This window comes from Streptomyces sp. NPDC059524 (genome assembly GCF_042749255.1).
Lineage (GTDB): Bacteria > Actinomycetota > Actinomycetes > Streptomycetales > Streptomycetaceae > Streptomyces > Streptomyces xanthii.
In genome coordinates, this window is sequence record NZ_JBHYTK010000041.1 from 32,346 (window position 1) to 53,843 (window position 21,498).

General features: G+C 73.5%; 17 protein-coding genes. 13 read left to right on the forward strand and 4 right to left on the reverse strand.

Annotated features, from left to right (window positions below):
• Genes ACFW9D_RS14575 through ACFW9D_RS14625 form a run of 11 tightly spaced genes read left to right on the forward strand, consistent with a single transcriptional unit; the run spans nucleotide 1 to nucleotide 11,565 of the window.
• Entirely contained in the window at nucleotides 1-1,215 is a 1,215-nt protein-coding gene (locus ACFW9D_RS14575) for a glycosyltransferase (RefSeq protein WP_384621782.1), read from the forward strand.
• Complete coding sequence (locus ACFW9D_RS14580; protein WP_384621785.1) at nucleotides 1,212-2,462, forward strand: class I SAM-dependent methyltransferase; 1,251 nt, start codon at nucleotides 1,212-1,214, stop codon at nucleotides 2,460-2,462. Before ACFW9D_RS14575 ends, ACFW9D_RS14580 begins: the two co-directional genes overlap by 4 nt.
• A complete protein-coding gene (locus tag ACFW9D_RS14585) occupies nucleotides 2,459-3,253 on the forward strand; it encodes a glucose-1-phosphate cytidylyltransferase (protein ID WP_384621788.1) in 795 nt (264 codons plus the stop codon). Before ACFW9D_RS14580 ends, ACFW9D_RS14585 begins: the two co-directional genes overlap by 4 nt.
• On the forward strand, nucleotides 3,250-3,897 hold the full coding sequence (locus tag ACFW9D_RS14590) for a PIG-L deacetylase family protein (RefSeq protein WP_384621791.1): 648 nt from the start codon (nucleotides 3,250-3,252) through the stop codon (nucleotides 3,895-3,897). The genes ACFW9D_RS14585 and ACFW9D_RS14590 overlap by 4 nt, the downstream gene beginning before the upstream one ends.
• 6 nt (nucleotides 3,898-3,903) lie before the next feature.
• Entirely contained in the window at nucleotides 3,904-4,929 is a 1,026-nt protein-coding gene (locus ACFW9D_RS14595; protein WP_384621793.1) for an NAD-dependent epimerase/dehydratase family protein, read from the forward strand.
• On the forward strand, nucleotides 4,926-6,200 hold the full coding sequence (locus ACFW9D_RS14600) for a DUF4910 domain-containing protein (protein WP_384621796.1): 1,275 nt from the start codon (nucleotides 4,926-4,928) through the stop codon (nucleotides 6,198-6,200). The genes ACFW9D_RS14595 and ACFW9D_RS14600 overlap by 4 nt, the downstream gene beginning before the upstream one ends.
• On the forward strand, nucleotides 6,197-7,510 hold the full coding sequence (locus tag ACFW9D_RS14605) for a hypothetical protein (RefSeq protein ID WP_384621799.1): 1,314 nt from the start codon (nucleotides 6,197-6,199) through the stop codon (nucleotides 7,508-7,510). Before ACFW9D_RS14600 ends, ACFW9D_RS14605 begins: the two co-directional genes overlap by 4 nt.
• Nucleotides 7,507-8,463, forward strand: a complete 957-nt coding sequence (locus ACFW9D_RS14610; protein ID WP_188336193.1) for a glycosyltransferase — start codon at nucleotides 7,507-7,509, stop codon at nucleotides 8,461-8,463. The genes ACFW9D_RS14605 and ACFW9D_RS14610 overlap by 4 nt, the downstream gene beginning before the upstream one ends.
• On the forward strand, nucleotides 8,460-9,680 hold the full coding sequence (locus ACFW9D_RS14615) for a polysaccharide pyruvyl transferase family protein (RefSeq protein WP_384621802.1): 1,221 nt from the start codon (nucleotides 8,460-8,462) through the stop codon (nucleotides 9,678-9,680). Before ACFW9D_RS14610 ends, ACFW9D_RS14615 begins: the two co-directional genes overlap by 4 nt.
• Nucleotides 9,677-10,231 carry a dTDP-4-dehydrorhamnose 3,5-epimerase family protein gene (locus ACFW9D_RS14620; protein WP_384621805.1) on the forward strand — a complete coding sequence of 185 codons (555 nt, stop codon included), beginning with the start codon at nucleotides 9,677-9,679 and terminating at the stop codon, nucleotides 10,229-10,231. The genes ACFW9D_RS14615 and ACFW9D_RS14620 overlap by 4 nt, the downstream gene beginning before the upstream one ends.
• Nucleotides 10,232-10,239: 8 nt before the next feature.
• The gene (locus tag ACFW9D_RS14625; RefSeq protein ID WP_384621807.1) at nucleotides 10,240-11,565 is read left to right on the forward strand and encodes a glutamate-1-semialdehyde 2,1-aminomutase; all 1,326 of its coding nucleotides are present in this window, start codon (nucleotides 10,240-10,242) and stop codon (nucleotides 11,563-11,565) included.
• A gap of 969 nt (nucleotides 11,566-12,534) precedes the next feature.
• On the opposite strand, the gene ACFW9D_RS14630 is transcribed toward ACFW9D_RS14625, so the two are convergent.
• Entirely contained in the window at nucleotides 12,535-13,212 is a 678-nt protein-coding gene (locus ACFW9D_RS14630; protein WP_384621810.1) for a phosphatase PAP2 family protein, read from the reverse strand.
• Nucleotides 13,213-13,350: 138 nt separating this feature from the next.
• Here ACFW9D_RS14630 and ACFW9D_RS14635 point away from each other — a divergent pair, with 138 nt between their 5' ends.
• Entirely contained in the window at nucleotides 13,351-14,463 is a 1,113-nt protein-coding gene (locus ACFW9D_RS14635; RefSeq protein WP_384621813.1) for a hypothetical protein, read from the forward strand.
• A gap of 9 nt (nucleotides 14,464-14,472) precedes the next feature.
• On the opposite strand, the gene xdhC is transcribed toward ACFW9D_RS14635, so the two are convergent.
• The 3 genes from xdhC to ACFW9D_RS14650 are packed head-to-tail and all read right to left on the reverse strand — an operon-like array spanning nucleotide 14,473 to nucleotide 19,125.
• A complete protein-coding gene (gene xdhC / locus ACFW9D_RS14640) occupies nucleotides 14,473-15,303 on the reverse strand; it encodes a xanthine dehydrogenase accessory protein XdhC (protein WP_384621816.1) in 831 nt (276 codons plus the stop codon).
• Nucleotides 15,296-17,677, reverse strand: a complete 2,382-nt coding sequence (gene xdhB, locus ACFW9D_RS14645; RefSeq protein WP_384621819.1) for a xanthine dehydrogenase molybdopterin binding subunit — start codon at nucleotides 17,675-17,677, stop codon at nucleotides 15,296-15,298. The genes xdhC and xdhB overlap by 8 nt, the downstream gene beginning before the upstream one ends.
• Nucleotides 17,674-19,125 carry a xanthine dehydrogenase small subunit gene (locus ACFW9D_RS14650; protein ID WP_384621822.1) on the reverse strand — a complete coding sequence of 484 codons (1,452 nt, stop codon included), beginning with the start codon at nucleotides 19,123-19,125 and terminating at the stop codon, nucleotides 17,674-17,676. The genes xdhB and ACFW9D_RS14650 overlap by 4 nt, the downstream gene beginning before the upstream one ends.
• A gap of 625 nt (nucleotides 19,126-19,750) precedes the next feature.
• On the opposite strand from ACFW9D_RS14650, the gene ACFW9D_RS14655 reads away from it, so the two are divergent.
• Nucleotides 19,751-21,208: a nucleobase:cation symporter-2 family protein gene (locus ACFW9D_RS14655; protein ID WP_384621825.1), complete on the forward strand. Its 1,458-nt coding sequence runs from the start codon at nucleotides 19,751-19,753 to the stop codon at nucleotides 21,206-21,208.
• Nucleotides 21,209-21,498: the final 290 nt, after the last annotated feature.

Below are 21,498 nucleotides of genomic sequence, written 5' to 3' on the forward strand. Positions count from 1 at the left end.
ATGCGTGTCCTGGTGGTGCACAACCGCTACGGCTCGGCGCAGCCGAGCGGGGAGAACAACGTCGTCGACCGGGAGGTGGAGCTGCTGCGCTCGGCCGGCCACCGGGTCGACCTGTTCGAGCGGCGCAGTGACGACATCGGGGGGCGTTCCCTTCTCGGGAAGGTCGCGGTGCCGCTGCTCGTGCCGTGGAACCCGGCGGTCCGCAGGGAGCTGGCGGCGCGGCTGCGCGCGGAGCGGCCCGACGTGGTGCACGTCCACAACGTGTTCCCGCTGCTGTCCCCCGCGGTGCTCGCCGCGTGCGCGGACGCGGGCGTGCCCGGCGTCGCCACGCTGCACAACTACACGCAGGTCTGCCCGCCGGGCACGCTGCAGCGCGACGGCCGGCCCTGCACCGAGTGCGTCGGCGGGAGTCCGCTGCCCGCCGTGCGGCACGGCTGCTACCGCGGCTCCCGTCTGGCGACGGTCCCTCTGGCGGTCAGCCTGTCGGCGAACCGGCGCCGGTGGTGGTCGGGCGCCACCCGCTTCCTGTGCATCTCGCAGGCGCAGCGCGAGGTCCTCGTGGGGGCCGGGATGCCGGCGGAACTGATCGCGGTGAAGCACAACTTCGTGCCGGAGCCGGAGGTCCGCCGCGCGGAGACGTCCGCGGGCGAGCACCTGCTGTATCTCGGGCGGCTCGCCGAGGCCAAGGGCGTGCGGCTGCTGATGACCGCCTGGGACGAGCTGGCGGCGGACGGCGGGGTGGGCGTGCCGCTCGTGATCGCGGGCACCGGGCCGCTGGAGCGCGAGGTCGCCGCGTGGGCGGCGGACCGCGACGACGTGCGCTACGCGGGTCTGCTGGATCCGGCGGAGAGCCGCAAGGCGGTCGCGCGGGCGGTGGCCGTGGTGGCGCCGTCGACGTGGCTGGAGGCGTTCGGCCTCGTGGTCGTGGAGGCGATGGCGGCCGGGGTCCCGGTCGTCGCCGCCGGGCACGGCGCCTTCGTCGAGCTGGTCGAGGACGGGGTGACCGGGCTGCTGCACCGCCCGGGCGACGCCGCCTCGCTGGCGTCCCGGATCCGCCGGATCGCGGGCCGGCCCGATCTGGGCCGGGAGCTGGGCCGGGCGGCCCGGAGCCGTTACGAGCAGGGCTTCAGCCCCGCCGTCGGCCTGGAGCGCCTGCTGGAGGAGTACCGGACCGCGATCGCGGGACGGTCGGAACAACTGGGGGGCAGTAGATGACACGATGCCGACTCTGCGGCTCGGAGGCGATGGCGAGCGTCGTCGACCTCGGCGCGACGCCACCGTGCGAGAGCTTTCTCGCCGCGCACGAACTGGACCGCGCCGAACCGGCGTACCCGTTGCACCTGAGGGTGTGCTCGGAGTGCTGGCTGGCGCAGATCCCGCCGCTGATCACGCCGGAGGAGACGTTCAAGGAGTACGCCTACTTCTCCTCCTTCTCCACGTCCTGGGTGGAGCACGCCCGCACCTTCGTGACCGGCGCCGCCGAGCGGCTCGGTCTGGGCCACGCCTCGTTCGTGGTGGAGGTCGCGAGCAACGACGGCTATCTGCTGAAGCACATGGTGGAGCGGGGGGTGCGCTGCCTGGGCATCGAGCCGTCGGTGAACGTGGGCGCCGCCGCGCGCGAGGCGGGCGTGCCGACGCTCACGGAGTTCCTCAGCCCCGAGGTGGGCGCGGGGGTCCGGGCGGAGCACGGCCCGGCGGACCTCGTCGTGGCGAACAACGTGTACGCGCACATCCCCGACGTGGTCGGCTTCACGCGGGGCCTGCGGGCGCTGGTCGCGGACGACGGCTGGGTGTCGATCGAGGTGCAGCACCTGCTGACGCTGATCGAGGAGAACCAGTACGACACGATCTACCACGAGCACTTCCAGTACTACACGGTGGCGTCCGCGATCAGGGCGCTCGCCAGCGGCGGTCTGACGCTCGTGGACGTGGAGCTGCTGCCGACGCACGGCGGGTCGATCCGGCTGTGGGCCCGCCCGGAAGGGGCGGCGGGCGAGCCGTCCGAGCGGGTCGCGGACGTGCTGGCCCGGGAGAAGGCCGCCGGGCTCCAGGAGCTGTCCGGGTACGCGGAGTTCGCCGCCCGGGTCGCCAAGGTCCGCCGGGACCTCCTGAAGTTCCTGATCGGGGCCGCCGAACGCGGCGAGACGGTCGTCGGCTACGGCGCCCCCGGCAAGGGCAACACCCTGCTCAACCACTGCGGGATCCGCCCCGACCTGCTGCCGTACACGGTCGACCGGAACCCGTACAAGCACGGCCGGTTCACCCCCGGCGCCCGCATCCCGATCCTGCCGCCCGAGCGGATCGCCGCGGACAGGCCGGACTACGTCCTGGTCCTGCCCTGGAACCTGCGGGACGAACTGGTCGAGCAGCTGTCCTACGTCCACGAGTGGGGAGGCCGCCTGGTCTTCCCCGTCCCGGAACTGAGCATCGTCGAGGTCGCGCCCGGAGGGGTCACAGCATGAAGGTCGTTCTGTTCTGCGGCGGTTACGGGATGCGGATGCGCGACGGCGCGGGCGACGACGTGCCCAAGCCGATGGCGATGGTCGGGCCGCGCCCGCTGATCTGGCACGTCATGCGCTACTACGCGCACTTCGGGCACAAGGAGTTCATCCTGTGCCTCGGCTACGGCGCCCATCACATCAAGGAGTTCTTCCTCAACTACGAGGAGACGACGTCCAACGACTTCGTGCTGCGCGGCGGGAAGACCGAGCTGCTCTCCACGGACATAGCCGACTGGACGATCACGTTCGCGCAGACCGGCATCGAGTCGCCGATCGGCGAGCGGCTGCGCCGGGTGCGCCACCACCTGGACGGCGACGAGATGTTCCTCGCCAACTACGCGGACGTGCTCACCGACGCCCCGCTGCCGCGGATGATCGAGAACTTCGAGCGGCGCGACGCGGGCGCGTCGATGATGGTCGTGCCGCCGCAGTCCTCGTTCCACTGCGTGGACCTCGGCGAGGACGGCCTGGTCGGCGGGATCACCGCGGTCAGCGACATGCCGCTGTGGGAGAACGGCGGCTACTTCGTGCTCCGCCAGGAGGTCTTCGACCACATACCGGAGAACGGGGACCTGGTCGCCGACGGCTGCGCCCAGCTCGCCAAGCAGGGGCGTCTGCTGGCGCACCGGCACCGCGGGTTCTGGAAGCCGACCGACACCGTGAAGGAGCGGGCCGCGCTCGACGCCGCCTACACCCGCGGCGAGCGCCCGTGGGCCGTGTGGGAGCGGGACGGCGCGGGGGTGGGCGCGTGATCGGGCTGGGCGCCGGACGCCTGGAGCGGATCGTCGCGGTCGGCGCGCACTGCGACGACCTCGCGATCGGCGCCGGCGGCACCCTCCTCACGCTGTGCCGGGCGCACCCCGGCCTGCGGGTCGACGCACTGGTGCTCACCGGCGGCGGCACCGAGCGCGAGCAGGAGGAGGAGGCCGCGCTCGCCGCGTTCTGCCCGGGCGCCGACCTGCGGCTGACCGTGCACAAGCTGCCGGACGGCCGGCTGCCCGTGCACTGGGACGAGGCGAAGCGCGCCGTCGAGGAGCTGCGCGCGCAGGGCGACCCGGACCTGGTCCTCGCCCCGCGCACGGACGACGCGCACCAGGACCACCGGGGCCTGGCCCGGCTGGTCCCCACCGCCTTCCGCGACCACCTGGTCCTCGGCTACGAGATCGTCAAGTGGGACGGCGATCTCGGCCGCATGGCCGCGTACCAGCCGCTGTCACCGGAGACGGCCGAGGACAAGGTCCGGCTGCTCCAGGAGCACTACCCCTCGCAGCGGCACCGTCCCTGGTACGACCGGGAGGCCTTCCTGGGCCTGGCCCGGATCCGCGGCATCGAATGCCACGCGCGCTACGCCGAGGCCTTCGCCGTCACCAAACTCACTCTCAACCTGGGGGGTTGAACCACCTTGCGCGTACTGCTGACCGGACACCAGGGCTATCTGGGCACCGTGATGGCCCCGGTCCTCGCCGCCGCCGGACACGAGGTCGTCGGCCTCGACTCCGGCCTGTTCGCCGACTGCGTGCTCGGCCCGGCGCCGGCCGACCCGCGCGGGCACCGCGTGGACCTGCGCGACGTCACGGCCGAGCACGTGGCCGGGGTGGACGCCGTGATCCACCTCGCCGCGCTCTCCAACGACCCGCTGGGCTCGCTGGCCCCCGAACTCACCTACGACATCAACCACCACGCGTCGGTCCGGCTCGCCCGCCTGGCCCGCGACGCGGGCGTGCGGCGCTTCCTGTACGCGTCGACCTGCTCCGTCTACGGCGCCGCCGGGGGCGACGAGCTGGTCGCCGAGGAGGCGCCGCTGCGTCCGGTGACCCCGTACGCGGAGTCCAAGGTGCGGGTGGAGGACGACCTGCACGCGCTGGCCGACGCCGACTTCACACCGGTCTACATGCGCAACGCCACCGCGTTCGGGTTCTCCCCCAGGCTGCGCGCCGACATCGTGCTCAACAACCTGGTCGGCCACGCCCTGCTGACCGGGGAGGTGCTCGTCCTGTCCGACGGCACGCCGTGGCGGCCGCTGGTGCACGCCGCCGACATCGCCCGCGCCTTCGCGGCCGCGCTGGACGCGCCGCGCGAGGCGGTGCACGACCGGGCGTTCAACGTCGGCAGCGAGGTCAACAACGTGACGGTCGCCGAGATCGCCGCTCAGGTCGCCGAGGCGGTCGACGGGGCGAAGGTGCGGATCACCGGCGAGAGCGGTGCCGACCCGCGCTCGTACCGGGTGGACTTCTCCCGGATCCGCGGCGCGCTGCCCGGCTTCGACTGCGAGTGGACGGTGAAGCGGGGCGCGCTCGAACTGGCCGACGCCTACCGGACGCACGGGCTGACCATGGCCGCGTTCAAGGAGCGCTTCACCCGGCTCGCCGTGCTCCGCGCGGCGTCCGAGGCCGGCACCGTCGACGACACCCTGCGGCGGCGCGGATGACCTCTGTCGGCGAGGAGATGCACGCGCTGGTGGAGCGGATGTACCCGCTGTGCCGGAGCATCACGGGCGACGGGGTGCGCGCCACCCTGGACATCGTCGGCGAGCACGTCCCGCTCACCCGGCACGAGGTGCCGACCGGGACGCAGGTGCTCGACTGGACGGTGCCGCAGGAGTGGAACATCCGTGACGCGTACGTCGCGGACGCCACCGGCGCACGGGTCGTCGACTTCGCCGCGTCGAGTCTGCACGTGCTCGGGTACAGCGTGCCGGTGTCCGCGCGGATGCCGCTGGCCGAGCTGAAGCAGCACCTGCACACCCTGCCGGAGCACCCGACGTGGGTGCCGTACCGGACGAGTTACTACAAGCCGGAGTGGGGGTTCTGTCTGGCCCAGGAGACCCTGGACACGCTCCCGGACGGCGAGTACGAGGTGGTGATCGACTCCACGCTCGCGGACGGGCATCTCAGCTACGCCGAGCACGTGGTCCCCGGTCGGGTCCCCGACGAGGTGCTCGTCTCCTGCCACGTCTGCCACCCGTCGCTGGCCAACGACAACCTGGCCGGGATCGCCGTCGCGACGTTCCTGGCGCGGGAGTTGGCCGAGCGCGAGCCCTACTACACGTACCGGTTCGTGTACGCGCCCGGCACGATCGGGGCGATCACCTGGCTGGCCCGCAACCGGGAGCGGGTGGGGCGGGTGAGGCACGGGCTCGTGCTCGCGTGCGCGGGCGACCCGGGGAACCTCACGTACAAGCGGAGCCGGCGCGGCGACGCGGAGATCGACCGGGTGCTGCGGCACGTGCTGACCGCCTCGGAACGGCCGCACGAGATCAGGGAGTTCACCCCGTACGGCTACGACGAGCGGCAGTACTGCTCGCCCGGCTTCGACCTCGGGGTCGGCTCGCTCACCCGCACCCCGTACGCGGGCTATCCCGAGTACCACACCTCGGCGGACGACCTGGACTTCGTGTCCCCGGCGGCGATGGCGGACACCCTCGCCGTGTGCCGCGAGGCGTTCGCCGTCCTGGACCGCAACCGGCGCTACCTCAATCTCAGCCCGTACGGCGAGCCGCAGTTGGGACGGCGCGGGCTGTACGACGCGCTGGGCGGGCGCAGCGACACCAAGGAGGCCCAGATGGCGATGCTCTGGGTGCTCAACCTCTCCGACGGCGAGCACGATCTGCTCGACGTCGCCGAGCGGTCCGGGCTGCCCTTCGCCACCGTCGCGGACGCGGCCGACGCGCTCGCCGCGGCCGGCCTGCTCAAGGCGTGACGCCGGTGACCGCCGAGAAGGAGGCCGAGGAGGTGCGGGCGACGCCGCGGGCCGGGTCCGCGCGGCGGGCCCTCGTCGGCCGGCTGTCCTGGGGGCTCGCCGACCAGGCGGCCTCCAGCCTGTCCAACTTCGTGGTGGGCGTGTACGTGGCCCGCTCGCTGGGCGTCACCGCGTTCGGCGTGTTCAGCCTGGCCTGGGTGACGTACGGCGTGGTCCTGAACGTCTCCCGGGGCCTGGCCACCGACCCGCTCGTGGTGCGGTTCAGCGCGGTGCCTCAGGCGGCCTGGCGCGGGGCCGTCGCCCGGTCCACCGGCACGGCGCTCGGCGTCGGGGTCATCATCGGCGCGGCCTGCCTGGCCGTCGGGCTCGCGCTCGGCGGCCGGGTGGGGACCGCCTTCGCCTGCCTCGGTGTCGTCATGCCGGGGCTGCTGCTCCAGGACGCCTGGCGGTTCTCGTTCTTCGCCGCGGGAGCGGGCCGCAAGGCGTTCGTCAACGACCTGGTGTGGGGCGCCGCGCTCGTCCCGGCCATGGTCGTCGCCGACCGTGTGGGCGGCGTGGGCGCGTTCGTGGTGGCCTGGGGCGCCTCCGCCGCGGTGGCCGCCGCGTACGGCGTCGTCCAGTCCGGCATCCGGCCCCGGCCCGGCCGGGCCCGCGCCTGGCTGCGCGAGCAGCGCGACCTCGGCTACCGCTACCTCGTCGAGAACGTGAGCCTCAGCGGCGCGAGCCAGCTGCGCGCCTACGGGCTCGGCGTGATCGTCGGCGTCGGCGCGGTCGGCGCGGTGCGCGGCGCCGAACTGCTGCTCGGCCCGTTCCTCGCCGTGCTGATGGGCCTGTCCCTCGTCACGGTCCCCGAGGCGGCGCGGGTGCTGCGCGGTGCCCCGCACCGGCTCGGCCGGTTCTGCCTCCTGCTGGGCGGCGGGCAGGCCGGCGCCGCCCTCCTGTGGGGCGGGGCGCTGCTGCTGATGCCGGACCGGCTCGGCGAACTGGTCCTCGGCCACGTGTGGGAGTCGGCCTCCCCGCTCGTCGTGCCGGTGACCCTCGCCGTCGCCGGCGCGGGCCTCGGCACGGGCGCGGCGGCCGGACTGCGCGCGCTCGGCGCGGCCCGGCGCAGCCTGCGCTGCCAGCTGTTCGCCTCCCTCTGTTACGTCACCGGCGGGCTCGGCGGCGCGGCCGCCGGCGGCACGGTCGGCTCGGCCTGGGGCGTCGCCGCCGCGACGCTGAGCGGCTCGGCCGTGTGGTGGCTGCACCTGCGGTCCGCCCTGCGCGAGCACCACCGGAACCACGAGATCCATGAAGCGAGGACGTCATGACCCCCCACCCCAGGCTGAGCATCGGCCTGCCCGTGTACAACGGCGAGGAGTACCTCGCCGAGTCGTTCGACGCGCTGCTCGGCCAGACCTACGAGGACTTCGAACTGGTCGTCTCCGACAACGCCTCGACCGACGCCACCCAGGAGATCTGCCGCAAGTACGCGGCGCAGGACTCCCGCATCCGCTACCTCCGGCTGCCCCGCAACGTCGGGGCGACCCCCAACCACAACCGGGTGTTCGCCGAGTGCCGCGGCGAACTGTTCAAGTGGGCCTCGCACGACGACCTGTACGGGCGGGACCTGCTGCGGCGGTGTGTGGACGCGCTGGACGAGCGGCCCGACGTGATCCTCGCGCACACCGACCAGGCCGTCGTCGACGCCGACGGCCGGGTCAAGGTGCCGTACGCGTACACGCTCGACACCGGCTCGCCGAGCGCCCCGGACCGTTTCCGCAGTCTGCTGTTCGAGCCGGGCGGCGACGACTTCTACGGGGTGATCCGGGCCGACGTGCTGCGCCGGGTGAAGCCGCTGGACAGCTACCACCACGCGGACCGCACGTTCGTCGCCGAGATCACCCTGCACGGGCGCTTCCACCAGGTGCCGGAGCTGCTGTACTTCCGCCGCGACCATCCCCACCGCGCCGAGCGGGCCAACCCCGGCAAGCGGGCCCGCTGCGTCAATCTGGACCCGCGCCGGGCCGGGCCGCTGCATCCGACGCCGCGGCTGCTCGCCGAGTACCTGTGGGGGTTCGTCGCGGCGATCCGGCGGGCGCCGCTGTCCCCGGCCGACCGGCGGGCCTGCTACGGCCATCTCGCCGACTGGATGAGCAGCCGGGCCAGGCCGGGTGCCGGTGAGCGGGTCGAGGACCGCGCGCCGGTCGACCCCGACCTGCTCACCGTCTCCGTCGACGAGCTGGTCGCCGGGCGCGAGGGCCGGGCCGGGGGGCGGGCGTGACGCCGGTGCGCGTCGGGGTGTTCGGCCTGCTCGGCTCCGGCAACCTCGGCAACGACGGGTCCCTGGAGGCCCTGCTCGGACATCTGCGCGCGGAGCATCCGGGCGCGGTCGTGGACGCGCTGTGCGGGGGGCCCGAGGCGGTCACGGCCCGCTTCGGGATCCCCGCGACGCGGCTGCACTGGTACCGCGGGGAGTACCGGACGGCGTCCCGCGCCGGGGCGATCGTGGGGAAGGGACTCGGCAAGCTCGTCGACGCGTTCCGCACCGCCGCCTGGGTGCGCCGGCACGACGTGGTGATCGTGCCGGGCATGGGCGTCCTGGAGGCCACTCTGCCGCTGCGGCCGTGGGGATTCCCGTACGCGCTGTTCCTGCTGAGCGCGAGCGGGCGGCTGCTCGGCACGAAGGTCGCCTTCGTCAGCGTGGGCGCCGCCCCGATCGGCAATCCGTCGACGCGGACCCTCGTGCGCTGGTCGGCACGGCTCGCCGCCTACCGCTCGTACCGGGACGAGCGGTCCCGGGACGCGCTGCGGGCGATGGGCGTGGACACCGCGCGGGACCGGGTCTACCCGGACCTCGCGTTCGCCCTGCCCGCCCCGGAGCCGAAACCGCCCTCGGATCTGCCGGGGCCGGTCTGCCTCGGCGTCATGGACTTCCACGGCGGGGACGACGACCGCGCGCGGGCCGGCGAGATCCACCGGCGCTATCTCGACGGCACGATCCGCTTCGTGCGCGCGCTGGTCGACGAGGGCCGGCCGGTGCGGCTGCTGACCGGCGACACCTGCGACGCGTCGGTGGTCGCCGCGATCCTCGACGCGGTGGACTCGTCACTGGTCACGGCCGCCGAACCGGCCTCCCTCGCCGACCTGATGGACGAGATGACGGCCGCCGACACGGTGGTCGCGGTCCGCTACCACAACCTGATCTGCGCCCTGAAGACCGGAACACCCGTCCTCGCCGTCAGCTACGCGGCCAAGAGCGAGGCGCTCATGGACCGGATGGGCCTCGGCGCGTACTGCCATCCGGCGCGCGCGGTCGACGCGGACCGGCTGCTCGAACAGTTCCGGGAGCTGGAGAGGAACGCGGCGGACGTGCGGCGCACCATCGCCGAGCGGGGCGAGGCGGCCGCCCGGGACCTGCGCGACCAGTTCGACGCCCTGACCGCGCTGCTGCCCTCACCCACCGGCACCACCACCCCCACATTGCGAGAGGTTCCATGAAAGCGACCGAAGTCCCGGAGATCTCCGGCGCGTTCCTCTTCGAGTCCACCCCCTACGCCGACGAGCGCGGCTTCTTCTGCCGCACCTTCGACGCGGACGTGATCCGCTCGGTGGGCCTCGACCCGCACGCCTTCGTCCAGGACAGCGTGTCCCGTTCGGTGCGGGGCGTGCTGCGCGGGATGCACCTGCGTTCGGGCGCCGGCGAGGCCAAGCTGGTGCGGTGCTCGTCGGGGCGGATCTTCGACGTGGTCGTCGACCTGCGCGAGGACTCCCCGACCTTCCTGGGCCGGGCGTTCTTCGAACTGTCCGGCGAGACACAGACGACGCTGTACATCCCGGCGGGCTGCGCGCACGGCTTCCAGGCGCTCAGCGAGAGCGCCGACACCTCGTACCGGATCGACCGTCCGCACGATCCGTCCGAGGACGTGACGATCGCCTTCGACGACCCCGAACTCGCGATCCCCTGGCCGCTGCCCGCCACGTCGATGTCCCGCCGTGACCGGGAGGCGCCCGGCCTCGCCGAGGTCCTCGAGCAGCGGAAGGAACGGTGACACGGGCCGTGGACGCCGAAGACTTCGAACTGCCCCGCTCGCGCGCGGTGAACGAGCGGCTGCACGCGCTGATCCCCGGGGGCGCGCACACCTACGCCAAGGGCGACGACCAGTACCCCGAGCACCTCGCGCCGGTGATCAGCCACGGCAAGGGCGCGCACGTGTGGGACGTCGACGGGAACCGGTACGTCGAGTACGGGTCCGGGCTGCGCTCGGTGAGCCTCGGGCACGCCCACCCGCGGGTCACCGAGGCGGTGCGCCGTGAACTGGACCGCGGCAGCAACTTCGTCCGGCCGTCCGTGCTGGAGGTGGAGGCCGCCGAGCGGTTCCTCGCGACCGTGCCGACGGCCGAGATGGTGAAGTTCGCCAAGAACGGCTCGGACGTCACCACCGCGGCGGTGCGCCTCGCCCGCGCCGTCACCGGCCGCACCCGCGTGGCGGTCTGCGCCGACCACCCCTTCTTCTCCGTGGACGACTGGTTCATCGCCACGACGCCGATGTCCGCCGGCATCCCGGCCGCGATCACCGACCTGACCGTCTCGTTCCCCTACGGGGACCTGGCCGCTACGGAAGAGGTGCTCGCCCGGTACGCGGGCGACGTCGCCTGCCTGATCCTGGAACCGGCCGGCCATGCCGAGCCGCCGCCCGGCTACCTGGAGGGCCTGCGCGAACTGGCCCACCGGCACGGCTGTCTCCTGGTGTTCGACGAGATGATCACCGGGTTGCGCTGGTCCGAGGCGGGGGCGCAGGGCCTGTACGGGGTCGTGCCCGATCTCTCCACGTTCGGGAAGGCGCTGGGCAACGGGTTCGCGGTGTCGGCGCTCGCCGGGCGGCGGGAGTTCATGGAGCGGGGCGGGCTGCGGGACACGCACGACCGGGTGTTCCTGCTGTCCACGACGCACGGCGCGGAGACGCATGCGCTGGCGGCGGCGATGGCGGTGCTGGACACGTACGTCGAGGAGGGCGTCACGGCCCGGCTGCACGCGCTCGGGGAGCGGCTGGCCTCCGGCGTGCGGGAGGCCGCGGCGAGCCGGGGCGTCGGGGAGCACGTCGTCGTCCGGGGCCGGGCCAGCAACCTGGTGTTCGCCACGCTCGACGAGTACGGGCAGCCGTCCCAGCCCTACCGCACCCTGTTCCTCCGTCAGTTGCTGGCGGGCGGGGTCCTCGCTCCCTCCTTCGTGGTGAGCGGCGCGCTCGACGAGACGGACATCGACCGCACGGTGGAGGTCGTGGCCGACGCGTGCGGGGTCTATCGCAAGGCCCTGGACGCGGGCGACCCCACCCCCTGGCAGGGCGGCCGCCCCGTCAAACCGGTCTTCCGTCGCCGGGCCTGATCGCGGCGGCCGGGACAACTCCCGGGCGCCGGGGCGAAGACACGACCCCGGCGCCCGTCGCCTCCCGCCTTTGCCTGGCCCCTTCTCCCACCCACCCGCCCCCTCCGGGGGCGTCGGCCCGGCGCCCAGCCTCAGGCACGAGTTCCTGTCGTCCCGGACTGCGGCGACGCTGATTCGGCGCCGAGCAGAGCCGCCCCGCCAGGGGCCCGGGGAACTGCGCGAGCAACCACGACGGCGCAGCACCCGGCGACGGCGCTAGACCCGTACGGCGCGGCACTGCAACCCGCCCCCGCCACCGGGCGCTCCAGCGGCCTCGGCCCCGTCAGGGGCGCGGGGAACTGCGCGAGCAACCACGACGGCGCAGCGGTCGGCGACGATGCTCAGCCCCTACGGCGCCGACGCTGTAGTTGAAGCCGACCGATTCGCGCACCCGGCACCTGGGTGCCGCCTTGCCCACCCCGTGCCGCCCCAGGCGGCAGAGTGCCCAAGGCTAGGTCGACGCGACCGGGTACGTACCCGGGGCCTGAATGCTGCCCAAGAGCCAAGGCAGCTGGAGCGCTTGCCCCAAACCAAAGTGCTGCCCATGCAGGGCGGATGGAGTGCGTACCCGGCACTGGAGTTGTGTCAGAGGCTGGGCCCTGAGCGCAGGCGTCCCGCACCAACGGGCTGCGGCGCATCCCAGCCCGGGACGACGGGAACACGTGCCCGAGGCCGGGCGCCGGGCCGACGCCCCCGGAGGGGGCGGGTGGGTGGGAGCAGGGGGCGGGCCAGGGGCCTGCGCCGGCGAGACCCGGCCGGAGGCCGGACAGCCTGGGGTGGGCCAAACCGGCCGGAGGTCAGAGGTGATGGGGGCTGACCGGAGGACGGTGGGGTGAGGGAGGCGGGTGTTGTCAGGGGCGCGGGGAACTGCGCGACCGGCCACGACGAAACGCGCACCCGGCCACCGCCGCCCCTCCCCGCAGGGCCGCCCTACTTCGGGGCCGGGAACGACGCGTCCCGGGAGGCACGGCGTGCGGTCACATCGATGAGGCGGGCCAGCGCGAAGGTGAGCGCCAGCGCCACGCACCAGCCGCCCAGCACATCCGTCGGATAGTGCGCCCCCAGCGCGACCTGCGCCCACCCCATCGCGGCGCCGGCCACGAGCGCCGCACCGAGGACCACCCCCCGTCGCCCGTCGACGACCAGCGCCACCCCGACCGCCAGCGCCGTGAAGAAGGCCGTGTGCCCGCTCGGGTACGACAGGTTGCTGTCCCCGTGAATCGTGCGGCCCACCACATGCTTGAGCAGCGTCGCCATCACGACGGCACCCACCGTCGCGGCGACCATGAAGACCGCCGCCCGCGGGCGCCGCCGCACCAGGCAGCCGACCGCGACGGCACCCACCAGCAGCACGGCCGCCACCGGCTCCCCCAGAGAGTCCAGCGCCAGCGCGACCCCCCGCCACGGCTGCCCCACCGTGTCGTCCGTCGGATCCACGAACCACCGGTCCACCCGCCCCGGCTGCCCGTGCCCGGCGTACAGCACGCCGACCACCGCGACGACCAGCACGGCCACCACCCCGATCGGCACCGACACCCCCCGCAGCGCCGCGGGCAGCAGCGCCCGCTCCTCCACCGCACGGTCCCGCCCGGTCTCCCCCACCGACATGCCCCCTGTCGTGCCGTACCGCTGTCGTGTCCGTCGCCCTGGTCAGGGACGACGGTTCCAGTATCGAGCCCGCTCAGAGCACCCGCATCCAGAGCGCCCGTGCGATCATCATGCCTCGCCGAAGGACTGGAGGAGTGCGTGAACTCGGGTGGGGAACAGGGTGGTTCGTCCGTTTCGGACGAGGAATGGGAGCGCTTCCTCAGGGAGTCCGAGGAGGGCGTGCGCGACGCCCCGCAGGAGCCGTCGGCGCGGGCCCGGATGGTCACCCGCCGTCTCCATGAGGAGGACGCGCAGGACGGCAACGGCAGGGGCTGGCGGACGTACAGCCCGGCCCGCCCCCGACGGCGCACCGGCTGGTACGTCGCCGGGATCCTCGCGGCGCTCGCCGTGGTGCTCTGGGTCCTGGCCCCGGACCGGGTGACGCACCTGTTCGGCGCGGGAGGCGCGGGAAGCGCGCCGGACGCCACCCCGCTCGGCGCGGAGACGGCGCCCCCGACGGGCCCGCCGCCCTCGACCGGAACCCTCCGCGGCACGCGCGCCGAACCGTTCCGCGGTTCGCCCGCCGCCCGCTGGGCCGACGGCGCGGCCGGCATCTCGGTGCCCGCGCCCCGCGCGACGGCTTGGATGGACGAGGCGCAGGTCGCGAAGGCCCTGGACCGCAGCCGTGACTTCCTCGTCGCCTCCAGCCTCGACCGAGAGGTCCTGCGCGGCGCACGCCCGAGCGAGGCCATCGCGTACATCAATCCGAAGCAGCCGCGGGAGCAGGAGTTCATCGAGACGTCCCTGCGCTCCCCCAGCGAGAAGTACGACCCGCTGGTGCTGTTCAGCCGCTTCGACCCCGACAGGACGTCGCTGGTCGGGGACGTGGTCAAAGTCCGCGGCCGGCTCTCGTACGAGGAGGGGCCGGGCCCGCACCACGCGCTGCGGGTGACCACGGACGTGACGTACGTGTACCCGGTCGTGGCCGCGGCCGGCGACCCGGACGAGGTCACCCGGGTCATCGTGCGGCGCCAGGTGGTCATGGACTGGCAGAACCCGGAGAAGGTCGTCACGAAGGCCGGCACCTTCTCCGTGCACAGCAACATGATCCACACCACGAACGCGGGCTGCCGCACTCACAACGGCTTCCTCACCCCGACGTTCGACGGGCCCGGGGCGTCGGACGGGCCGACCGCGGACCCGTACGACCGCAGCGCGCCGGTGGTCTCCCCCGAGCGCGACGGCGAGTGCGGCACCGCCACCCGCTCCTAGCCCCGGCCCCTACCCCGTGCGCGCGTCCTCGTTCTCGAAGGCGCGCAGCAGATCGGCGGCGACGCTCACCGCGATCGTCGCCGGTTCCTTGCCGGTGATCTCGGTCAGCCCGATCGGGGTCTTGATGCGGGCGATGACCTCGTCGTCGTGCCCGCCCTCGTCGGCGAGACGGCGGCGGAAGCGGGTCCACTTGGCGGCCGAGCCGATCAGCCCGATCGAGCCGAGGTGACCGGTGCGCAGGGCGGCGTCGCACAGCGCGGCGTCCTCGGCGTGGTCGTGCGTCATGATCAGGACGTGTGTGCCGTGCGGCAGTCCGTCCAGGACCTCCTCGGGCAGCAGCGGCGTGTGGTGGGTGTGGACCTGGGCGACCGCGTCGGAGGTGAGCACGGCGAGCCGTTCCCCGGTGAGGAGTTCGGCCCGGCTGTCGACGAGGTGGAGGTCCAGGTCCTGGCGGGCCAGGATCCTGGCCAGTTCGAAGCCGACATGGCCGACGCCGAAGACGGCCACGGCCCGCACCACGGGCAGCGGTTCGAGAAGGACCTGCACGGTGCCGCCGCAGCACTGGACGCCGTGCCGGTTGGTGACCTTGTCGTTCAGGGCGAAGTCGATCAGTTCGGGCGCGGTCGCGGCCCCGGCGATCATCTCCCGGGCCCGGTCGATGGAGACGGCCTCGACGTTGCCGCCGCCGATCGACCCCCAGGTGACGCCGGCGCCCACGACGAGCTTCGCGCCGGCGTCGCGCGGGGCGTGACCGCGCACGGCCGTGACGGTCACGAGCACGCCGGGCTCCCGGCGTGCCCGCAGCCGCGCGACCGCGGCGATCCAGGCCGTGTCAGGCACCGACCGGCGCTTCCGTCTCGGCCCGGCCGGCCCGGTCGGCCCGGGGCGCACTCGCGCGGGCCGCCTCGATCGCCCAGAACACGGCCTCCGGCGTGGCGGGCGAGGCCAGTTCGACAGGCGTGCCGGGCGGACCGAACGCGGCGGCCGCCTCACGCAGCGCCTCCCGCACCGAGAACGCGAGCATCAGCGGCGGCTCGCCGACCGCCTTGGAGCCGTAGACGGCGCCCTCCTCGGTCGCGTTCTCCAGCAGCTCCACGTGGAACTCCTCGGGCATCTCGGAGAAGCTCGGCAGCTTGTAGGTGCTGGCGGCCTGGGTCTGGAGCCGGCCCCGGTGCGGCCCGTCGCCGGCGTCCCAGCGCAGGTCCTCGAGGGTCAGCCAGCCGGCGCCCTGCACGAAGCCGCCCTCGACCTGCCCGATGTCGATCATCGGCGAGAGGCTGTCGCCGACGTCGTGCACGATGTCGACGCGCCGCACGCGGTACGCGCCGGTGAAGCCGTCGACCTCCACCTCGGCGGCGGCCGCGCCGTGCGAGAAGTACTTGAACGGCGAGCCGTGGAACGACTTCGCGTCCCAGTGCAGGCCCTCGGTGCGGTAGAAGCCGGCGGCCGACAGCTGCACCCGCTGGAGGTACGCGGTGCGCACGAGGTCGTCCCAGGCGAGCTCGCGGTCGCTGCCGAGGGCGCGGGCGACGCCCTCGACGACGCGGACGTCGGCGGCGGGCGCGCCGAGCTGGGTGCCGGCCACCTGGAGGAGGCGTTCGCGCAGCTGCTCGCAGGCGTTCTTGACGGCGGCGCCGTTGAGGTCGGCGCCGGCGCTGGCGGCGGTGGCCGAGGTGTTGGGCACCTTGTCGGTGCGGGTGGGGGCGAGCCGGACCTTGTGCAGCGGGATGCCGAGGGTGGTCGCGGCCACCTGGAGCATCTTGGTGTGCAGGCCCTGGCCCATCTCGGTGCCGCCGTGGTTGATCAGGACGGAGCCGTCCTTGTAGATCAGCACGAGGGCGCCGCCCTGGTTGAAGGCGGTGAGGTTGAAGGAGATGCCGAACTTGATCCCGGTGACGGCGAGGGCCCGCTTGGTGTGCGGGTGCGCGGCGTTGAACGCCTCGATCTCGCGCCGCCGTTCGGCGACGGCGCCGTTCTCCCGCACCTTGTCCCAGACGGCGCCGATCCGTTCGGGCTGGGTGAGCGGCTGCCCGTAGGGGGTGGTGTGGCCGCGCCGGTAGAAGTTGCGTTCGCGCAGCTCCATCGGGTCGAGGCCGAGCAGCGGCGCGCACCGGCCCATGATGTCCTCGATGACGAGCATGCCCTGGGGTCCGCCGAAGCCGCGGAAGGCGGTGTTGGAGACCTTGTGGGTACGGGCGATGCGGCCGGTGACGCGGGCGTTGGGGATCCAGTACGTGTTGTCGATGTGGCACAGGGCGCGGGCGACGACCGGCTCGGACAGGTCGAGGCTCCAGCCGCCGTCCGCGGTGAGGCCCGCGTCCAGGGCCTGGATGCGGCCCTCGGCGTCGAAGCCGATGCGCCAGCGGGCGTGGAAGCCGTGCCGCTTGCCGGACATGGTCAGGTCCTGGGTGCGGGTCAGGCGCAGCCGGACGGGGCGGCCGGTGAGCTTCGCGCCGAGCGCGGCGACGGCCGCGAAGCCGTGCGGCTGCATCTCCTTGCCGCCGAAGCCGCCGCCCATGCGCAGGCACTGCACGGTCACCTCGTGGCTGCTGAGCCCGAGGACGTGCGCGACGATCTCCTGGGTCTCCGAGGGGTGCTGGGTGCTGCTCTGCACGAAGACCTGGCCGGCCTCGTCGATCTGGGCGAGCGCGGCGTGGGTCTCCAGGTAGAAGTGCTCCTGGTCGGAGAACTGGAACTCGCCGCTGAACACGTGGGCGGAGTCGGCGAATCCGGCGTCGATGTCGCCGGTCTCCATGACGGGCCGGGCGCCGTGGAAGCTGTCGGCGGCGATCGCCTCCTCCAGCGTGATCACGGAGGGCAGTTCGTCGAGGTGGGCCTCGACGGCCTCGGCGCCGAGCCGGGCCGCTTCCAGGGTCTCGCCGAGCACCCAGGCGACGGCGTGGCCGTGGAACATGACCTCGTCGGGGAAGAGCGGCTCGTCGTGCTTCATTCCGGCGTCGTTGACGCCGGGCACGTCGGCCCCGGTCAGGACGCGGACCACGCCGGGCACGGCGAGCGCGGGCTCGGTGCGCAGGGCGGTGATCCGGCCGTGGGCGTGCATCACCTGGACGGGGTGGGCGTGCAGCACGTCCTTGGTGCGGGCGACGAGGTCGTCGGTGTAGAGGGCGGTGCCGGTGACGTGCTGGACGGCGCTCTCGTGCGGCATCGACTGCCCGACGACGGCCTTCTCCGGGCGCTCGGACAACTGGCTCATGCCGACACCTCCGCGGTGGTCTGTGCGTACAGCTTCTTCAGGCTCTGGCCGAGCATCGCGGAGCGGTAGAGGGCGCTGGCCCGGTGGTCGCTCATCGGGGTGCCCTCGCCGCGCAGCACGCGGGCGGCGGCCTCGACGGTCGCTTCCGTCCAGGGCTCGCCCTCCAGGGCGGCCTCGGTGGCGAGCGCCCTGATCGGGGTGGCGGCCACACCGCCGAGGCCGATGCGGGCCTTGCGCACGGTGCCGTCCCGGACGTCGAGCGCGAAGGCGACGGCCACGCTGGAGATGTCGTCGAAGCGCCGCTTGGCGATCTTGTGGAAGGCGGTGACGGGCGACAGCGGCAGCGGCACGCGCACGGCGCGGATCAGCTCGCCGGGGCGGCGCACGCTCTGCCGGTAGCCGGTGAAGTACTCGGCGAGCGGCACGACGCGCTCGCCGTCGGCGCCGGCGAGGACGACCGACGCCTCCAGGGCGAGCAGCGCGGGCGGGCTGTCGCCGATGGGCGAGCCGGTGCCGAGGTTGCCGCCGAGGGTGGCGCCGTTGCGGATGAGGCGCGACGCGAACTGCGGGAACAGGTCGGCGAGGAGCGGCACGGAGCCGTCGAGCCCGCGCTCGATCTCGCTGAGGGTGAGGGCGGCGCCGATCTCGACGTGCCCTGACCCGGTGCGCAGTTCCCGCAGTTCGGGCAGCCGGTCGACGGCGATCACGTAATCGGCCCTGCGGGAGCGGATGTTGACCTCGACGCCCCAGTCGGTGGATCCCGCGACGACCGTCGCGTCGGGCCGTTCGCGCAGCAGCCGCAGCGTGTCGGCCAGCGTGTCCTTCCGTACGAACGTCCGCTCGCCCTGCGTGTAGGAGGTGGCGACGGGGGCGGGCGGCGCCTCGTCGCGGCGGCGGGCCAGGGTGTCGTCCTCGCCCGGCGCGCCGACGGCGAACGCGGCGTCGCGGATGGGCCGGTAGCCGGTGCAGCGGCACAGGTTGCCGCTCAGGGCGTGCAGGTCGAAGCCGTTCGGCCCGTGCTCGGCGTCGGTGTCCCCGGCGGGGTGGGCGCAGCGGTCGGGCCGGTAGTACTCGGCGGCCATGCTGCACACGAACCCGGGGGTGCAGTATCCGCACTGGGAGCCGCCGCGGACCGCCATCTCCTCCTGCACCGGGTGGAGTTCGCCGTCGGCCGCGCCCGCGGCGAGGCCTTCCGCGGTGACGATCTCCTGGCCGTCGAGCGCGGCGGCCGGGATCAGGCAGGCGTTGACGGCGACCCAGTCGGTGGGCCGGTCGGTGCCGGGGCGGGCCACGAGCACGGAGCAGGCGCCGCATTCTCCTTCGGCGCAGCCCTCCTTGGTGCCGGTGAGGCCGCGCTCGCGCAGCAGGTCGAGGGCGGTGGTGTGGGGCGGGGCCGGTGCGAGCGGGATGTCGGCCCCGTTGACCGTGAGTTGAACGTGGTTCGCCAAGGTCCAGGCAGCTTTCTGTGTGCGCGCCGGATGTCAGGGAAGGGCGCGGGAGGGCACGCGGGTGCGGCGTGCCGAAAGGCGGTGGAGACGGGAGACCCGGAAGGAGTGAGGGGGTGGGGTGGGACCGCGAGGGGCACCCCGGGAGGCCGGAAGGGCGGTCAGCAGCCGTGCGCGATGCGGCCCGGCGCCCAGGCGGTGCGCTGGGCGAGACGACCGAGATCGGAGCAGGTGTTCATCCGCCGGTCGCCTCCCTTCGTCCTGCCGCGCGTTCGCCGCGCGCGTTCCGTCACGCGCGGGCCGATGGCACCCGGACGCTAATCGCTCGGGCCGCGAGGGGTCAAGACCCCTCCGCACTTCGGACACACGCGCGCGCTAGCACCGCTCTCACCTGCGCACAAGAGCCGATCGGCCGACAACCCTGTCCCCCGCCCGGCCGCTCCCCCGTCGCTCCGGTGGCTCAAAGATGGCCGGTTAGAGGCGTGCAGGACAACCAGGTCTGCCGGTTCCGCCCGGGCGAGCCGCGGGTGGTCCCGGCGTCAACCCGCTGTCGTGGCCGATGCCGTGAGCGTTCAGGGACGCGGGCGGGGTCGCGGCGGGCGGCGAACGAGTTCGAAGGGCCATCCCCATGACTAACCCACAAGTGGCTGACGTTCCCTGTCACCCGGTGGATGAGAAACTCCCCGCACGAAAGCTCATTCCGTCGGCGCTCCAGCACATCGCCGCGATGTACTCCGGGGTGGTCGCCGCGCCTCTCGTGATCGGCCCGACGGTCGGTCTCAGTGCGGGCAACCAGGTGCTGCTCATCTCGGTGAGCCTGTTCATCGCCGGTCTGTGCACGCTCACCCAGACGCTCGGCGTCGGCAAGGTCCTCGGCAACCGGCTGCCGTTCGTGAACGCCGCCGCGTCCGGCGGCATCGCGCCGCTCCTCGCGATCGGCCAGAACACGGCCAAGGGGCACGAACTCCAGACGATGCTCGGCTCGCTGCTCGTGGCCGGTGCCGTGTGTCTGGTCATCGGCCCGTTCTTCGGCAAGCTGATGCGCTTCTTCCCGCACCTGGTGACCGGCGTCGTCATCACCCTCATCGGCGTCTCGCTGATGCCGGTGCCGGTGCGCTGGGCGCAGGGCGGGGCGGGCGCCGAGAACTTCGGCTCCACGTCCAACCTGGCGCTCGCCGCGTTCACCCTCGTCATCATCGTGGCCATGCAGCGCCTGTTCACCGGGTTCCTGCGGCAGATCTCGCTGATCCTCGGAATGGTGATCGGCACGCTCGCCGCGGTGCCGTTCGGGATGCTGAACACGAAGACGTTCGAGTCCGCGCCGCTGGTCTCGATCCCGACGCCTTTCCACTTCGGCATGCCGGAGTTCCAGATCGCCGGGATCATCTCGATGACGATCATGATGCTGGTCCTGATGACGGAGAGCGCCGCCGGCATGCTCGCCGTCGGCGAGATCTGCGACCGTCCCGTCGACGGCCGCACGATCAGCAGCGGGCTGCGCATCGACGGCCTCGGCACGATGATCGGCTCGCTCTTCGGCGGCTTCGCCATCAGCGCGTTCGCCCAGAACATCGGCGTCGTCTCGCTCACGAAGGTGCGCAGCCGGTTCGTCGTCGCCACGGCCGGCGCCGTCCTGCTCGTCCTCGGTGTCTTCCCGGTGCTCGGCGCGGTCGTCTCGCTCGTCCCGATGCCGGTGCTCGGCGGCGCGGGCCTGGTGCTGTTCGGCACCATCGCGATCAGCGGCGTGCGGACCCTGTCCCGCGCCCACCTCGACGAGGGCGCCAACATCGTGATCGCCGCGGTCTCCCTCGGCGTCGGCCTCATCCCGCTCGCGGCCCCCGAGGTCGTCGCGAACGGCAAGGTCGTGCAGCCGGGCATCTACCACGCGTTCCCGGACTGGGCGCAGACGATTCTCGGCACGGGCATCTGCGCCGGCGCGATCACGGCGGTGCTCCTCAACATCGCCTTCAACCACCTCGGCAAGAAGAAGCCGCAGCAGCGGCCGGAGCCCGAGGCGCGGCCCGCAAAGCCCACCGCGCCCGCCGAGCCCGTACCGGCCGGCGACCCGGTGGCCGGCCAGAGCTGAGCGGCCAAGGGGGGAGGGACGGACGCGGCACGGAACGCCGCGCCCGCCCCTGAGCGTCCTCGGCACCTGAACACCGCGCGCCCCCGACCACGGCGCGCCGAAGGCCCCCGTCGCCCCCGTCGGGGCGGCCCGGGGCGTCACCCCCTTCCCCCCCCCGCCGGCGCGGGGGGCCCCCCCGGGGGGTAACCCGCCGGCCCCGCCCGCCCCCATTGTCGACCCCCCCCGCAACCCGCGACTCGAGGACCCCGAACTGCTCGGCGACCACCAGCGGCTGATGGTTGGGCAGCATC

Excerpts from the sequence above, each read along its gene's own strand:
- xdhB (WP_384621819.1), bottom strand. The coding sequence starts at position 17,677 with ATGAGCCAGTTGTCCGAGCGCCCGGAGAAGGCCGTCGTCGGGCAGTCG.
- ACFW9D_RS14630 (WP_384621810.1), bottom strand. The coding sequence starts at position 13,212 with ATGTCGGTGGGGGAGACCGGGCGGGACCGTGCGGTGGAGGAGCGGGCG.
- ACFW9D_RS14575 (WP_384621782.1), top strand. The coding sequence starts at position 1 with ATGCGTGTCCTGGTGGTGCACAACCGCTACGGCTCGGCGCAGCCGAGC.
- ACFW9D_RS14600 (WP_384621796.1), top strand. The coding sequence starts at position 4,926 with ATGACCTCTGTCGGCGAGGAGATGCACGCGCTGGTGGAGCGGATGTAC.
- ACFW9D_RS14655 (WP_384621825.1), top strand. The coding sequence starts at position 19,751 with ATGACTAACCCACAAGTGGCTGACGTTCCCTGTCACCCGGTGGATGAG.
- ACFW9D_RS14620 (WP_384621805.1), top strand. The coding sequence starts at position 9,677 with ATGAAAGCGACCGAAGTCCCGGAGATCTCCGGCGCGTTCCTCTTCGAG.
- ACFW9D_RS14585 (WP_384621788.1), top strand. The coding sequence starts at position 2,459 with ATGAAGGTCGTTCTGTTCTGCGGCGGTTACGGGATGCGGATGCGCGAC.
- ACFW9D_RS14580 (WP_384621785.1), top strand. The coding sequence starts at position 1,212 with ATGACACGATGCCGACTCTGCGGCTCGGAGGCGATGGCGAGCGTCGTC.
- ACFW9D_RS14610 (WP_188336193.1), top strand. The coding sequence starts at position 7,507 with ATGACCCCCCACCCCAGGCTGAGCATCGGCCTGCCCGTGTACAACGGC.